11 protein-coding genes, 1 pseudogene and 1 CRISPR repeat array are annotated in these 13,792 nt (G+C 58.3%); of the genes and pseudogenes, 3 read left to right on the top strand and 9 right to left on the bottom strand.

All coding sequences use genetic code 11. The features are described from left to right. Positions 1-33: 33 nt before the first annotated feature. From NW851_RS03935 to NW851_RS03925, 3 genes and pseudogenes are all read left to right on the top strand, one after another. The gene (locus tag NW851_RS03935) at positions 34-1,074 is read left to right on the top strand and encodes a hypothetical protein (RefSeq protein WP_414334764.1); all 1,041 of its coding nucleotides are present in this window, start codon (positions 34-36) and stop codon (positions 1,072-1,074) included. Positions 1,075-1,120: 46 nt separating this feature from the next. After that, the gene (tmk, locus tag NW851_RS03930) at positions 1,121-1,738 is read left to right on the top strand and encodes a dTMP kinase (protein WP_414334763.1); all 618 of its coding nucleotides are present in this window, start codon (positions 1,121-1,123) and stop codon (positions 1,736-1,738) included. Between the two features lie 162 nt (positions 1,739-1,900). Further along, positions 1,901-2,680 (top strand): annotated as a pseudogene (locus NW851_RS03925) (CHAD domain-containing protein); the annotation flags it as partial. Positions 2,681-2,827: 147 nt separating this feature from the next. Further along, positions 2,828-3,754: direct repeats of the CRISPR family, unit length 36 nt; unit sequence GTTTCCAATTTCTAGGGATCCCCCCGAAGGGGGAAC. A gap of 252 nt (positions 3,755-4,006) precedes the next feature. Here NW851_RS03925 and cas2 read toward each other — a convergent pair. From cas2 to cas10, 9 genes are read right to left on the bottom strand one after another with little or no spacing between them, the layout of a single operon-like run. Further along, positions 4,007-4,285, bottom strand: a complete 279-nt coding sequence (gene cas2, locus NW851_RS03920; RefSeq protein ID WP_414335550.1) for a CRISPR-associated endonuclease Cas2 — start codon at positions 4,283-4,285, stop codon at positions 4,007-4,009. Next, the gene (cas1, locus tag NW851_RS03915) at positions 4,285-5,274 is read right to left on the bottom strand and encodes a CRISPR-associated endonuclease Cas1 (protein WP_414335548.1); all 990 of its coding nucleotides are present in this window, start codon (positions 5,272-5,274) and stop codon (positions 4,285-4,287) included. Before cas1 ends, cas2 begins: the two co-directional genes overlap by 1 nt. Further along, positions 5,274-5,573, bottom strand: coding sequence for a CRISPR-associated protein Csx18 (gene csx18 / locus NW851_RS03910; RefSeq protein WP_414337110.1), 300 nt, complete (start codon positions 5,571-5,573; stop codon positions 5,274-5,276). Before csx18 ends, cas1 begins: the two co-directional genes overlap by 1 nt. 30 nt (positions 5,574-5,603) lie before the next feature. Further along, positions 5,604-7,562, bottom strand: coding sequence for an RAMP superfamily CRISPR-associated protein (locus NW851_RS03905; protein WP_414337109.1), 1,959 nt, complete (start codon positions 7,560-7,562; stop codon positions 5,604-5,606). Positions 7,563-7,591: 29 nt separating this feature from the next. Beyond that, positions 7,592-8,233, bottom strand: coding sequence for a Uma2 family endonuclease (locus tag NW851_RS03900; RefSeq protein WP_414337108.1), 642 nt, complete (start codon positions 8,231-8,233; stop codon positions 7,592-7,594). Next, the gene (locus NW851_RS03895) at positions 8,233-8,625 is read right to left on the bottom strand and encodes a hypothetical protein (RefSeq protein WP_414335540.1); all 393 of its coding nucleotides are present in this window, start codon (positions 8,623-8,625) and stop codon (positions 8,233-8,235) included. The genes NW851_RS03900 and NW851_RS03895 overlap by 1 nt, the downstream gene beginning before the upstream one ends. Before the next feature lie 13 nt (positions 8,626-8,638). Further along, the gene (cmr4, locus tag NW851_RS03890) at positions 8,639-9,409 is read right to left on the bottom strand and encodes a type III-B CRISPR module RAMP protein Cmr4 (protein WP_414337107.1); all 771 of its coding nucleotides are present in this window, start codon (positions 9,407-9,409) and stop codon (positions 8,639-8,641) included. Between the two features lie 44 nt (positions 9,410-9,453). Next, complete coding sequence (locus tag NW851_RS03885) at positions 9,454-10,578, bottom strand: type III-B CRISPR module-associated protein Cmr3 (protein WP_414337106.1); 1,125 nt, start codon at positions 10,576-10,578, stop codon at positions 9,454-9,456. After that, complete coding sequence (cas10, locus tag NW851_RS03880; protein ID WP_414337105.1) at positions 10,575-13,565, bottom strand: type III-B CRISPR-associated protein Cas10/Cmr2; 2,991 nt, start codon at positions 13,563-13,565, stop codon at positions 10,575-10,577. Before cas10 ends, NW851_RS03885 begins: the two co-directional genes overlap by 4 nt. Positions 13,566-13,792: the final 227 nt, after the last annotated feature.

Genomic DNA, 13,792 nt, shown 5'->3' with positions numbered 1-13,792 from the left:
CGTTGGCAGCCGAAAGGGAGTACTTGAGGCAACATGAGCTTCTCCGAGTTTGAGGATCGCGATCCCACCGCCGCGACAGAGCAGGCTGCCGGCCGTGGTTCTCCAGATTCTACTTCCAGTCCAAACTCCAGCGGAGCAGCGGGCGGCCGTCGTTCTCCGCCCCCTTTGCCGGAAGAGGGCTCAACTGTTGCGGGCGCAGAAGATTGGCTGGATGAGGAGAATGGGCGGGATAGCCACAGGGCTTCGCGACCTTCTGGCCGCAGCCGAGACAACGAAAAGGGTGAGCAGAGAAGAGCGGGTGAGCGTTCTGGACAGGCCCTAGTTCCCCGCCGTTCTGTCTCCGGCAGCCGGAACGGATCCGCCCGCTCTTCTGCCTATGCCGGCTCCTACCGGTCTGCAACTTACGGCTACACCGCCGGCTACGGCGGCAGTGGAGGATATGGAGGTGGAGGACGCAGCAGCAGCTCCTCAGGGGGAGTCTCCTCCTCGGATCTGACAATCCTGCTGGTGGTGGCCTTGCTGGCTTTCTTCGGCGGGTTTGCCATCCGCAACATCTTTGCCGAGTCGGGCGGCTTCGACGATGAGCGTCCCATCCGCGCGGCCAACGTGCCGGCGGCCTTCCGGGATTTTTGCTTTGCCTACAATGGCACGGCTTCCTTTACCGTGGTGCAACTGACCAGCGTTTCCGCCCTCACCATGGCTTCGGTGCCCATTTACAAGATGGACACCTGCACCATCCCCGTCAGCCAAACCGCCAACGCCCTGCAGGCCTTGGGCATCCGCGGGCGGGCAGACACCTTAGGCCCACAATTGGGGGGATCCAACCTCACCCTCATCCAGCTCCCTCTCGCCAGCGGCTTGGCCCGCGCCATCTACAACCAGTTTCCTAGCTTGGCCAGTCAGGGTAACGAGGCCCAGGTTTTGTCCCAACTGGAAACCACCATCAACAACACCCTGCGCTCCAACATCGAAGGGCTGGCCTTGCAAGGCCTGGAGCCCACCAACATCCCCGATGTGTACGTGATGGTGCCGGGGCACTCCTTCAATTTGCAGCCTCAACTCAACCTGCGCTAGCCATGCCCCTCAAACAATCCTTTGACACACTCTCCTGGGCGAGGACGTGTTCATCACCTTAGAAGGTGGAGAAGGAGCGGGCAAAACCACTCAGCAGTCCCTTTTGGCCGAGCAGCTTCAACAAGAGGGCTATGCTTGCCTGTGTACCCGCGAGCCAGGGGGCACAGCACTGGGAAAGGTGCTGCGGGAGCTGCTGTTGCACGGGGATCCCATGACGCCGCTGGCCGAGCTGCTCCTGTACGCGGCGGATCGGGCTGAACACGTGAGCAAGGTCATCGCGCCGGCCCTGGCGGCGGGACAAGTGGTGATCTGTGATCGCTACACCGATTCCACCCTGGCCTACCAGGGCTACGGTCGGGGGCTGGATTTGGGGCAGATCCGCCAGCTCAACCACTTGGCCACCGGCGGGCTGCAGCCGCATCTCACCCTGTGGCTGGATCTTGCTCCCGAAGTGGGGCTAGCGCGCTCCCATCTTGGCGACAAACTGGAACAGGAGCACCTGGAGTTCCACCGCCGCGTCTACCAAGGGTTCCAAGCCCTGGCCGCTGCAGAACCGCAGCGGACTGTCCGCATCGATGCCGAGGGATCCCCTGCCGAGGTAGCCGCGCGCATCTGGTCGGTGGTGAAGCCCCGCCTACCCCGGCGCGACAACAGTGCAAGTTAGTATCTCTCCCCTCTCGCCCCCTTAAGGTTAAAATTAGGTTAAGAAGCAAAGCCGCTCTACCTCTTCCTAGGTTAGGTTGGCTGGGCAGCTCCGCGGGCGAGAGTTTTGTCTTTTCGATTGCTTCGCTGGGCTTTTGGAAAGGGAGACCTGTCTATAGATGCGATGTTGCTGGGTACCGAGCAAAAGGGTGAACAGAACCAGATCATGCTTTCCCCTTTGTCCTCGTCCTCTCTGGCGCTCCAAGCCCACCAACTGTTGAGCCAGCAATGGCAGCGACTGCAAAAACACGTGCGGCGAGTTCTGGCCCAGCATCCAGAGGCAGTAGAATCCTTGCATCAAATCCGGGTGATCCTGCGCCGTATTGGCACCTGGGTGGAGGTGTTTCAGGGATCTGTCCGGCTGCCCAAACCTCTTAAGCCCAAACGCCTGCAAAAGTTGGCCAGGGCTTTGGGCAAACAGCGGGATCTGGACGTGCTGCTGGAAATCCTGCAGGAGCCGTGCTGGGAAGGGATCCCGGCGGCCCAGCAAGCGGAGCTGGAGAAGCTAAGGCAAGATCTGCGGCAACGTCGAGCCCAAGCTGAGAAGCGCTCCCGTCGCGCCCTCGAAGATTCTGACTTTCTGGAGTTTCAAGCCGCCTGCGAGCAGTGGCTGGCTCACCCGCGCTACAAGCCTCAGGCAGAGCTGCCTTTGCTGGAAAGCTTGCCCCATTTGCTGACCCCTCTGCTGGCCGAGTGGCTGCTGCAACCGGGTTGGCGGATCCCTGCTTTTCCCGAGACAGAAGCTCAAGCTGAGCAACTGCACGAGCTGCGCAAGGCTACCAAACGGCTGCGCTATCAGGTGGAGTTTTTTGCGCCCTTTTACGGGGAAGCCATGCAAGATTGGATAGCGACCCTGAAGCGCTTGCAAGACCAACTGGGCCGCTTTAACGACTTGCAAGTTTTGCAAGCCGAGCTGCCCGCAGACTCAGAACTGCAAACCCTTCTCCAAGAGCAACAAAAGCTAGCCCTCCAGGAGTGGCCCGGCTACCAACAGCGCTATCTGTCTACTGCTGAGCAGCAGCGGCTTTATTCTTCTTTTCTTTCCAATTTCTTTTCCAATTTCTAGGGATCCCCCCGAAGGGGGAACCTGACATACTACTGAAACTCATCAAAAAAGACTTGAGCTGTTTCCAATTTCTAGGGATCCCCCCGAAGGGGGAACCGGCCTGGGTGGCACAAACCCCGCCGTATCGGCGGGGCCGTGGTTTCCAATTTCTAGGGATCCCCCCGAAGGGGGAACTATGCTGAGTTTAGCCGGGAGATGGAGTTCTTCATCGGTTTCCAATTTCTAGGGATCCCCCCGAAGGGGGAACTAGAGGGGAGGCGTCTGGGAGTGATGGTTGTAATACCGTTTCCAATTTCTAGGGATCCCCCCGAAGGGGGAACTGTACGGTATCAAGGCCGTAAGATGGTTGGGGGCGTAGTTTCCAATTTCTAGGGATCCCCCCGAAGGGGGAACGGCCGGTGCCGCTAACACGGCACAAACCATCGCGAAGCGTTTCCAATTTCTAGGGATCCCCCCGAAGGGGGAACTATACAGCACCGTCTCATCGCAAACTCCGATGCGATCCATGTTTCCAATTTCTAGGGATCCCCCCGAAGGGGGAACTGCCGTCCTTGTTTGCGAGGGGCGGGTCCAAGTGTTTCCAATTTCTAGGGATCCCCCCGAAGGGGGAACACCCAGCTCTGCACGTCCAGCTCCAGGTGGCGTAGGCAGTTTCCAATTTCTAGGGATCCCCCCGAAGGGGGAACCGACCGCATGCCACCACCCGTTCGGCGGCGTTATAGGTGTTTCCAATTTCTAGGGATCCCCCCGAAGGGGGAACTTACCAACAACGGGGAACTCTTTGTTCCCTATGCTGAGTGTTTCCAATTTCTAGGGATCCCCCCGAAGGGGGAACGGCCGACAACTCCACCACACCAGGCCCGGCCACCAGGTGGAGTTTCCAATTTCTAGGGATCCCCCCGAAGGGGGAACTCTACCCCTATTAAACCCAAGCGGGGCAAGGAATGCAAGACCCATTTGCGAGGGGGTCGGTCGAAGACGGCAAAAAAGGGCCTGGAAGAGGGGGGGCAAGAGGCCTGAAAGCCTTGTGGGGCAAGGCATCGAGCGGGTCAACGAAAGAATCGGCCTTTGCGGGATTTGGCGAGGCGCTCGCAGAGCTGCTGATACCGTTTTTGTGTGCTTTCGAGAACATCAAGTACTTAGGTAGGGGGAAAGTTGCCTGAGCTACACGATGACCGAGCCAGGGGGTGCAGTTAAAGGGGGTTCACCCCAGATTTCCACTTGGTCGAGGGCGTGGCTGGTGAGGGGATAGAAGCGGACGCTGTCTTCGTTAGGCTTGATCCTTTTCCGGAGCCGTAGCTTGAGCTCCTCGAACTTGTCCTTGTTGAGGACACACTCGAAGACACTGTACTGCACCCGCTTGCCGTAGCCTTCTAGCAAGTCGGCAATTTTCTTGCGGCGCTTGTCACAGGGGGTATCGTAGGTAACAACATAAAGAAACATCAGCGAATCCGGTAAGGCTGATACAAGTCTTGAGGATTATAGACGGACTGCTTAAACTTCTTAACCTGCTGTGTTAGCAAATCCCAGCGGGGCTGATCCCCAGCAGGAGTTGTAATGGATCCCTCCATTCTCTGGAGAAAAGCTTTGAGGTATTTCTTTCTGCCAGCATCGTTGAGAAAACAGCCCCCATCTCGATACTCGAAGTCTTCTTGGATATCCATAACACTGCTGTTGACAAGCCACAGTACCAGGGAGTCCACAATAGGCGCTCGGAACTCTTCCAGCAAATCGGACACCAGAGCAGCGTGGCGTTCACTGCTGGCATGTAGGCAACCTTGATAGGGATCCAAATCTTGCAGCTCAATCAAGGTTAATAGGTGGTTCCAGAGCACCATATAGCCAAAGCTAAGCATGGCGTTGACTGGATTGGTGGGTGGTTGTCGGGTGCGCTTGAGCAAAACAAATCCTTTTTGTTGTAGGCAATTGCCCAATTCTGGGAAATACAGGGCTGCGCCGATCCCTTCAATGCCGCGCAATTGATCTAGAGACTTAGCCTGCAGAACTTGCTCGGCCAGATGTTCCAGGCTGCGCAGGGTTAGATCCCCAGTTTCGCTGGGGCGCTGCCTAAGTTGCCGCATCAACAACACGCGGCCATTGAGGAGCTTAGCTCGCACTATCTGGGCTGCTGTTTGCAATCGCCATGCTTCAGGGAGTGCTTGTTGCCAATGGGCCAAGCGGCGGTAGCCCCTTTCAATGGGAATGAGGCGACCGTAGCAATAGCCGAGTCGGGAGAGGTAGGCAATGGGGATATTGCGCTTCAAGCACTCTCTTACAACATCGGTAGTCACCTGCGAGCGGCCGAAGATTAAAATTTGCTCTAGCAAGGGCAGAGGCACCTCCTGCAAAAGCAAATCGCCCAAATGAACCAGCACAAACTCTTGCCTGAGGCTTAGCCTGCACCCTTGCTGGGAAACATACAAGGTTCGCATTATCGATCATCTCGACGCAGACTCTCTGAGCCTCGCCTTGGCTCTATGGAAGTGCTGGTCTTGGATTGGCGCTCTTCTGGTAAAACATCTACATTAATTTCAGGACTTGACAAAAGCTCCATGACTATCTCCGTTAAGCTTCCAGAAAAGAAGCTGGCAATTGCAACCAAAATAGTGTTGGTAATCACGGCTGCCAGGCCCAAGGGAGCAATGAGCAAAATGGCCAGTGTAATCAGGCCATTGATTGTAGCTGTAACAAGGTTTCTGAGAACTTTGGCTTTGATCTTCTTTCTAGGCATGGTTTTCCCGAAAACTCTCCAAGATTTTTTCTATCTCAAGGGCCAGATTACTCCAAAGCTATCGGCACTTCTCTTGAGCTCGTCAAGATACCTTTTCCTAGGATCCGCCGTTGCCCCAAAAACGGTAACCACTTGGTAATCACCCAAATCGGCAATCCAAACTGGAGAGGGCAGAGCACCTCCCTGTACACCCCCACACAAGAATTTGTCGTACCGGCCTTCGCCCTGCCGGCCAAGACGATGCAAAGTGGCCAGGGCATAGGGTTTGTTAAAGTCTTCCTCGCCGCTGCAGACCACAATCTGGCAGTTGGCATCCACCGCTTGCGGCCATTTATCCCTGTCAACTTGGCCAACACTTCCTGGGCTATTGGGGTTAATCGCCTGCTTGGTTAGAGTCTCGAGAGCGGCAAAAAAGTTTTCCAGACGCTTTTGGAAAAGCTTCTGAAACTCAGCCACCGATTTCGGCGGCTTCCAAAAGGCATCTTCTGAGTTGGGAATTAGGGTAGAGCCGCGCCACCAGGGAGCCCCCTCGCGGTTTTGGCGGGAGTAGCAGGGTCTTCTGGCCCCTTGGCCCACACCTCCCAGATGGAACATCATCCAGGTGAGGTTGGCAAAGAGCTTTTTCGCCGCCTCTTGATCTTCCTGCGAAGCATAATTTTGGCACTCGCCCGAAAGACTCAAGACGAGGATCCCTTCTTGTCGTCCGGCAGGTTTATTTCTTCCTTGCTGATTGGGCTCTGGCTCCGGCTGAGAGACTTTGCCATCTAGGAGATCTACATGGATCCAGCCGTGTTTTTGCTTAGGGGTGATGGCGCCAAAAAGTTGCCCTTCCCACTCCTGCACCTGATCAACCGGCAAAACTCCCAGGGCAAGGGTGCGGAACCAATAGCGCAGCATATTCTTAAAAGCCACAGGCCGCACTTCGGCGATGGATCGGTTGTCGTAGCGATTCTTGTCGGGTCTCCAGTTGACTACCTGGCGCCCGTGAATGAGTTGGCCTTCTAACTCAAAGGGCAGGCGCAAGAATTCTCCTTGGCTCTTGTCCGGCGATTTCCCTGAGGGGATTAGCCGACCGTAGCCGGTATTCACCTGGGATCCCACCCCTTGCTCCAAACCCCGGAGGAGCCATTGCTTAACTTGATCCAGCATCTCATCGGTGCAGCCGCTGCCTTTGCGTAGGCCAATCAAAAAAGTGGCTTGCTTGAGAGAGAAAAATAAGTTGGGGTTGGTCGAGTATTCAAGATTTTTTCCATTCCATTTCCAGACGTTATTAGCAATATCTACAGCCAGCCCCCCCGTTTTGGAGTTATCGGGATCCTCCCGCCTTTGGGGGCGAGTGGGTACCGGATAGGCATCCAAGAAGACAACCTTGCCGGCGCTATCTTTTTCCTCAGCTTGTAGGTGGCCAAACCAAGGAGCTACAGCTTTGTCTGCTTGATCCCAAGATAGGTTGCGCTCCTGCATCAGCTCCCGAATGGCCTGGGAGCGGGCTACACCGCGCAGGGTGGAGCCAGGAATGTAAGGGATCCCTAAGTGATCGAAAGCGGGGAGCAACATGCTCTCTGGGCCCTTGGCCCCACCGACTCGAATTCGCCAGGGACAGGTAACCTGAAAGGTGTCGCTGGCAAGGCGTTGGGTGCGCTCGTTCAAAACTTTCAAGCGGGCTCCAAGGTTAATCGTTGTTTCCACTTGGTGCGCCAGCTCCGCTTTGGTGCCGTCTTTAGTAGCAGCATCAACCGGCGCTCGCATCCAGCGCAGATATTCAATAAAACCGGCGGTGGGATCCGGCCTGGGCGTGGGATCCAAGGGGTGACCCAGCCAAGGCGAGGGCGGAGGATTGTTGCCCCCTCCACCGCGCGGCTGGTTTCCCCCTCCATTGCCTCCTCTAGGAGAATTGGGGCCTCGATTTTCCTGAGGCGGCCGGCGGCTGGGATCCCCTGGCCTGGGGGGACGAGCAAGCGGCTGACGAGTAGGGCGATGACCGGTCATGGGATCTTCTCCAAAAGCGGGAAACAGGGTTAGGAATTGCCAAGGGTTTGGCGAGATTCACGCAACATGGTGCTGGTACCAATTTCTAGGGCGCGTCGAATGAGTTGAGGTACAAGATTGGGGATGTCGAAGTCTGGAAAAAGCCGGCTGCGGCTTGATTCTACGTAGTCTTCTCCCTGCAGGATAAAGATCCGCAAACTTCGCTCACCCAAGATCCAAACTTCCGGCACGCCGATGGCTCTATAGGCCTCAATAAAAGTTCGGGAAGTAACGTCGGACTCGATGGCCAGATCAGGTGGGGGCAACTGATCGACATCGATCCTGCCCTCACAACCTCGCACCAACTCCAGGTGATTGACATAGAAGCAGGTGTCGGGCTCCACTCCAGCCCTGCCTGACTTTTTAAGGGTTGTTGAGCCAAAGTCTTCCCAATCCCTACCCTGAGAATCGAGAATGGCTGAGACAATATACCCGGCAATGCGATGAAGGCGCTCGTGTTTGGATAAGGGAGACATGATCTCAAAAGTGCCATCGTAGTAGGCAATGCGAGTGTGGCGATCTTCGCCCAGCTCCTCCAGAATGCTCTCGCAGTCTTGCCAGGTAAGAGAATGAATAACCACTCGGCTGCCTTCTTGCAGGGAAATCGATTGTAGGGGGATTGCGACGCCCATTACTCCCCTCCTTTAATGTCGTGGTAGATGGCCATGGCCCAAAAGCCAAACTCCTGAGCCAAAGCCAGCCCTAACCCTGTTAAACCTAGATACTCTTCGACTCCCAGTCCCATAAGACGATCCAGACCATTGGAGTTAGCAATTCCCTTCTGACCAGAAATCTCTTCCAGGCAATTAAAGAACTCCTTGACCACTTGCTTTTTGCCGTCTTGGCCGAGGGCATCTTCTTCTGCCTTAAGGCGCAGCAGGCCCCAGGTGGAAAGGTAGGTGTAGAGTTCCACAGCCTGGTTTTTCTGCTCCTTAAGCTTTTCTTGGTCTCTGGTTTGAGCCCTTAACTGGCGAAGGGATTCGTAAACAGGCTTGGCCAACGTGCGGGGATCAAAAGTTTCCATAAAACCTCCTCAACTAGTTCCAAGACAACTCGACAAAGCCCCGACCTAGGCTCTCCTGACCGCCAATTTGCAGAAGCTGGTTATCCTGCAGAAGCTTCCGGAATTGCTCTACTGCTTTTTGGGAACTGCCATTGGCTTGGGCTGTTACCCCCCAGGTAAAGTACATCAAGCTATCGGGGGGAATGGCCTCTTCGTAGCGAAAGCCGCCTTCTACAACTTTGTGCTCGCTGAGCTTAACTTTTACCTGCCGCCACAGGCTCATTTGAATAAGGGTGGCACAGTGCTGATCCGGCAAGACGATGACGCGGGTGATGCTGGAAGACTTGACAAAGTCTTGCCAGTTGGCCCACTTTTTCAGGCCATTTTTCAGGATGGCATCCTTGAGGTAGATGGCCCGGTTTGTCTCTAAGTTGGTGCTATAGGGATCCGGCACCTGCAACTGCTGGCCACTTAGCCGCAGCCAGCGCTTGAGCAAGAGGGGGCAGCTCATCCAGACTACCCCGTGGCTGAGGGAAGCCACCGGCACCCACAACAGGGATCCATCCCCAATCCAAATGGAGCCTTGGGTAAGCTGATCCCCCTCCCCAATTTCGTTGCCAAAGAGCTCAAACTTTAACTCTTTCTCAGCCATACTGGCCCGCAATTTGCCGCGGATGGTGCTGGAAGGAATGTAGGGCAAGTTGGTGTGGGCTTCGCGGGCAATGCCCAAGAGGTTGCCTTCTTGGGTGGTGCCGCCGGTGTGCAGGGGGGTTAACAGGGTGAGATAGACCAGGTGAAAAGTCATCGAAAAAACACTCCTTATCGACAAAGAACAGGGCTGCAAAAGCATCAGTTAACCCAAGGCAGCCAGAGCAACTCGCTGTAGCCCAACAGCCGCCAGCGGTGGAAGACGTTGAGCCGGCCATCTTCCAGCTCCGGCTCGTCCTGCCCAAGGGGAGCCGGCTGCTCCAGGTAGTAGACGCTGCCGGGCGGAGCGGCAAACACTTGCGGAGCCGGTAAGCTGGTCTTGCGCGGCTCTGTTAGGGAATCCACCTGCAGGCGGCCGCTGATGGGAACCGGCTTGCCGGTGGCCACGCTTACCAGAGGGCCGGTGAGGGAGTGGGCAGGGTGGGGGGTGGCCAAGCGCCATTCCCAGGGCCAGGCGCGGCAGAGGGAGCGCCCATCCACCTTCTTGATGAACACTCCAGGCGTGACGAGGTAGGAGAGGGCCCGCCGGGTTTGCCGGAAGGTCTCTTGGGAGAGCTCCTGCAGCGCTTGCCACTGCTTGCCCAGCTTTGGGCAAGGGCCCAGGAGAGCGCCGTGGCCTTCTCCCCCCAGCCGCACCACCTCTTCTTGCTCCAGGGGCAAGGGATCCCAGGTTTCGCGCTCGGGATCCCAGCACTCGATGGAGAAAGCCAGGCTCCAGCCGGGCTGCAGGCGGATGCAGGTTTCCACAAAGTAGCCATCGGCTTCTCGCACCTGACGTTTGCCTGCCTGCAGGGTGTTGTGGGGCCGCACCTCTGCCACCCAGGGGGGCGGAACGGCTTGAGCCAGATCCCAGCCCTTGCCCTGCAGCGCTTTTTGCACCGCCTGAAAGGGCAGGTAGCCGGCGGCCTTTTGCTTGGGGCTTGGCCGTTCCTCCTCCGGAGCTGCTGCTACCAAAGGGGCCGGCCGAGTGGGATCCCAACGGTAGCCGCTGTAGGAATGCTCCTCTTCCAGCCAGGGGATGGGCACCAGCGGGGATCCCTGGTCAAGGTGCAGGGGGCTGGGGAAGTAAAGCTGCTCATCCCAGCAGAGGAAGGGGCCGCGCAGGCGCAGGGTTGTCGGCTGGCCCAGGTGGGCCAGGATGGCTCCGGCCAGGGTGTGGCCGCTGGGCGGAAAGCCGCTGGTGGCCCAGGCCCGCTCCCCCGGCGCAAAGGGCCTGGCATCGCGAAACATCCACACATCCAAAGGCGATAGCGTGAACCAACTCATCGACCGTTCCTCCCCAATTTCACGGTGCGGTTGCGCAGCACAAAGGCCGCTAGCTTAAACCAGTTTTTGATGGCCAGATCCCAGGCTGCCGGCTGGGCGGGCAGGCTGTGCTGCCAAAAGTGCTGGATAAACTCGATTAGCTTGGCCTGGAAGCGATCCCTCTGCTCGCTTTCGCCGCCAAAGAGATCCCGGCGGCTACAGAACAAGCGGGCCCAATCGGGCACAGCTTCCACGCTGGGGGCGGGGTGCTGCTCCCAGAGCTGGGCGGCCTGCTCAAACAGCGAGCTTTGATCCTGCTGTTGGCCCAACAACTTCCAGTCAAAATCCAGCAGGTCTTTCCACTTGTCGAAGGTGTCGAACTTGCTGGTGCCCACCAGTTGGTTGCCGTTGGCAAACAGTACCCGCACCTGGACGCTGTCCTTGGGGCTGCCATGGGCATAGGCCTGCCCTTTGGCGTCTTTTTCCGCCTCCCAGAGATTTTCCAGGGCAATGGCCAAGGGCACCGAGTGGTGGGCAATCACCACGCCAAAGCTAATACTGGCCAGGGATCCCAGGGTAAAAAGAGGGCGGCGGCTGAGGCCAGGCGGCAACTGCGCCTTTTGCCACTGCCAGTAGTCCCCTTCGTTGGCGAACTCCCGCCAGTCGTCTTCGCCGCCGCGGAAACACTGGCGGATGTCCCAGAGCCAGCCATCCCACTCCCAGAGGTTGGTGTAGGCCAAAACGTCGTCTCCCCCGGCGTAGATGAGCCTGCCGGCGTAGCGCTGCTCGGTGAGGTAGGGCACCAACTGGCCGGAAAAATCCAACAGGGCGCGGCTGAGGGCACTGTGGGTGGCCGGGCCCATGCGCTTGCGGCTGTTTTTGACAAATTCGCCGAAGGCGTCCTTGACCTGGTCGAGCTCCTCGGAGTTGATGACCTGGCCAATGGTGTCCTTCTGTTTATCGGCTAGGCGCTGCAGCGGCTGGGGCAGGTAGTCGTAGTAGGGTCGCATCTTCTCCCCCCTCAGCCACTGGCCCATGTCGTCGCCGTCGCCGGCGGCCAGCACGTACCAACTGGCGGGGTTGATGCTGGGGTAGTAGCGGCTGAGGGTGGCTTCTATCTCCTGGCGGCAGCGCTTCTGGGTTGCTGCGTCTGCTTCCAGGTCTTCCACCAGCCAGCCGGCGTTGAGCAGCCGCGGGTGGTAGCGTAGGTTCTGCTGGTCGGCCCACGGGATCCCCCACTTGCCGCGCATCTCCCGCACCACTTCCCGAATGCCGGGGTGGATGGCCTCAACGGCCCGGCAGGCTTGCTCCAAGTGCTCCTGCTCCCGTCGCCCGTGGGTTTTCAGGTAGCCGGCCACACCGGCGGTGAGATCGGGGTAGGAAGCGGCAATCTTGTCTTCATCGAGGTTGGGAAAGAGCTCCGGCAACACCTTGTCCAGGGCCCGCTTGACCGTTTCGGTGGCGTTGAGCTGCTCGCGGCCATCGAAAAGCCCCGCCTGCCGCTGCCAAAGCCGCCGGCTCTCCCCTTCGCCAATCCAGCGATCCCTGGGGGAAGGGTGAACCACCGGCCCCAGGCCGGAGACGGTGCTGCGCGGTCCAAAGGCCACCGGCAGTTGCCAATCGCGGGCCTGTTTGCAGGCAGCCTGCAGCCGGCGCGTCGCCTCCACCGCCGCTGCCCACCAGGAGCCGACGTTCAGCCCCGGCTTGTACTGGCGGCGCTGCTGCTTTTGGGGATCCCCGAAGCTGATCCGCAGGAACTTCAGCTCCGCGTCGGCAAAAAGCTGCCGCTCTCCTGTTAGGTGGTAGGTGCGGTTTTGGGCGCTGACCCAGGGATCCCGTTCGACCGGCTCCTGGGACTTGAGGATGGCGGTGTCTTTGAGCCTTTGCTGGGGGGATCCCAGGGGTGCTGCTGCCCAGTAGAGCTGCCACTGGTGCTCCAACCATCCCTCCCAGGTGGGATCCTCCGGGCGCAACTGCACCAGCCAGCGGCGCTCCAGTTGCAGGTGCTCCAGCGCTCTTTCGGCCAGGTGGCGCCATTCTTCTTTGAGGGTCTGCTGGGCCAACTGCATGGCCGCCTCCACCCGCTCTTCCGGCAACAGCAAGAGGATCACGTTGGGGAAGCCGGCGGTGAGCAGGGCGTGGGCAGAAGGTTGAGGGATCCACTCGGCAAATTTGGGGTACTTCTCCAGCAGCCAGGCATCGATCAACGGCTGGCCGTAGAGACTGGGGTAGAGCAGGCAGTCGGGGCCGTATTTCTCCGCTAGGCGCCAGCAAAGCCGTGCCGAGAGGTAGTGCAACAGCCAGGATCCGGCCCAGAAATCCCGCATCTTGCGGCTGGCTTTAATCAGCTCCTGGATGGGGTTGAAGGTGAAGCTGGCCAAAAAGGGCCGCGTGAACTTGGGCTCGTCGTAGCCGGCCAAACAGCCCGCCAGGGCCGCCACGACACTGGTGTGGCTCCACAGGGATCCATCCGGCAGCCGCGTTTCCGCCGGCAAAAGCAGGAGGTTCTCATCGCCCAACTTGCGAACCAACGCCTGGGGAAAACAGCGCCAGAACCACCAGAACACCTTCTGGATATCCTCCTCTTCTTGCCGGATCCAATCGGGAATCACCTTTTTCTCTAGCTGCATCAGGTGCTCGGCGCGGGAGCCGGCTTGCTGCAGGGCCCGGTGTTCCTCTTCGGGCAGTTGCCAAAAGCGCTTGCGCCCCGAAAGCAGATGGCTCATCTCTAGGCCCGGCCCCAGGCTGTGGCCGCGATCGGCTACCTGGTAGTCGATGGCAACCGGCAGGTGGCCAATGGCAGCCCGATCGCTGGCGGCGGCAACCAGATCCGCATCGCCAACGCTTGCTAGGAGGGATCCCTCTGCCTTGGGCGAGATCCACCCTTGCATCGCCGCTAAGTTTGGCCACAGCCCTTCCTTAGCGCGGCCAGAGGCGTTGTGGAGGGCCTTGAGGGCAGGATCATGCAGCAAACCCCAGAGCTTCGCTTGCCAGTAGTGATGAGACATGGTGTTTTCGCAGGAGAAATGGGAGAGTTAAGAACTGAACGCGCAAGAGACAAAAAAGTAAACAAAACCCCAGCAGCCACCCGATACCTGGCTGCAGAAGCTACAAAACAAAATCCACCGATCCCGACCAGCCCTCAGGTTTCTTTAGTATTTCTCCAGCTCAGTAGGACTTGTACAAGCTAAGCCCCTGCCAACTGTTTGACCGAGCTTGAAAACTCAGAACCTGA

It is taken from the genome of Synechococcus sp. H55.7, assembly GCF_047462395.1.
Lineage (GTDB): Bacteria > Cyanobacteriota > Cyanobacteriia > Thermostichales > Thermostichaceae > Thermostichus.
Note: the sequence above shows the minus strand (reverse complement) of the source record. Positions and strands in the feature narration are given on the sequence as shown.

Coding starts and splice junctions, on each gene's coding strand:
- NW851_RS03895 (WP_414335540.1), bottom strand. CDS start 8,625: ATGGAAACTTTTGATCCCCGCACGTTGGCCAAGCCTGTTTACGAATCC.
- NW851_RS03900 (WP_414337108.1), bottom strand. CDS start 8,233: ATGGGCGTCGCAATCCCCCTACAATCGATTTCCCTGCAAGAAGGCAGC.
- NW851_RS03885 (WP_414337106.1), bottom strand. CDS start 10,578: ATGAGTTGGTTCACGCTATCGCCTTTGGATGTGTGGATGTTTCGCGAT.
- cas10 (WP_414337105.1), bottom strand. CDS start 13,565: ATGTCTCATCACTACTGGCAAGCGAAGCTCTGGGGTTTGCTGCATGAT.
- cas2 (WP_414335550.1), bottom strand. CDS start 4,285: ATGTTTCTTTATGTTGTTACCTACGATACCCCCTGTGACAAGCGCCGC.
- NW851_RS03905 (WP_414337109.1), bottom strand. CDS start 7,562: ATGACCGGTCATCGCCCTACTCGTCAGCCGCTTGCTCGTCCCCCCAGG.
- cas1 (WP_414335548.1), bottom strand. CDS start 5,274: ATGCGAACCTTGTATGTTTCCCAGCAAGGGTGCAGGCTAAGCCTCAGG.
- NW851_RS03935 (WP_414334764.1), top strand. CDS start 34: ATGAGCTTCTCCGAGTTTGAGGATCGCGATCCCACCGCCGCGACAGAG.
- csx18 (WP_414337110.1), bottom strand. CDS start 5,573: ATGCCTAGAAAGAAGATCAAAGCCAAAGTTCTCAGAAACCTTGTTACA.
- cmr4 (WP_414337107.1), bottom strand. CDS start 9,409: ATGACTTTTCACCTGGTCTATCTCACCCTGTTAACCCCCCTGCACACC.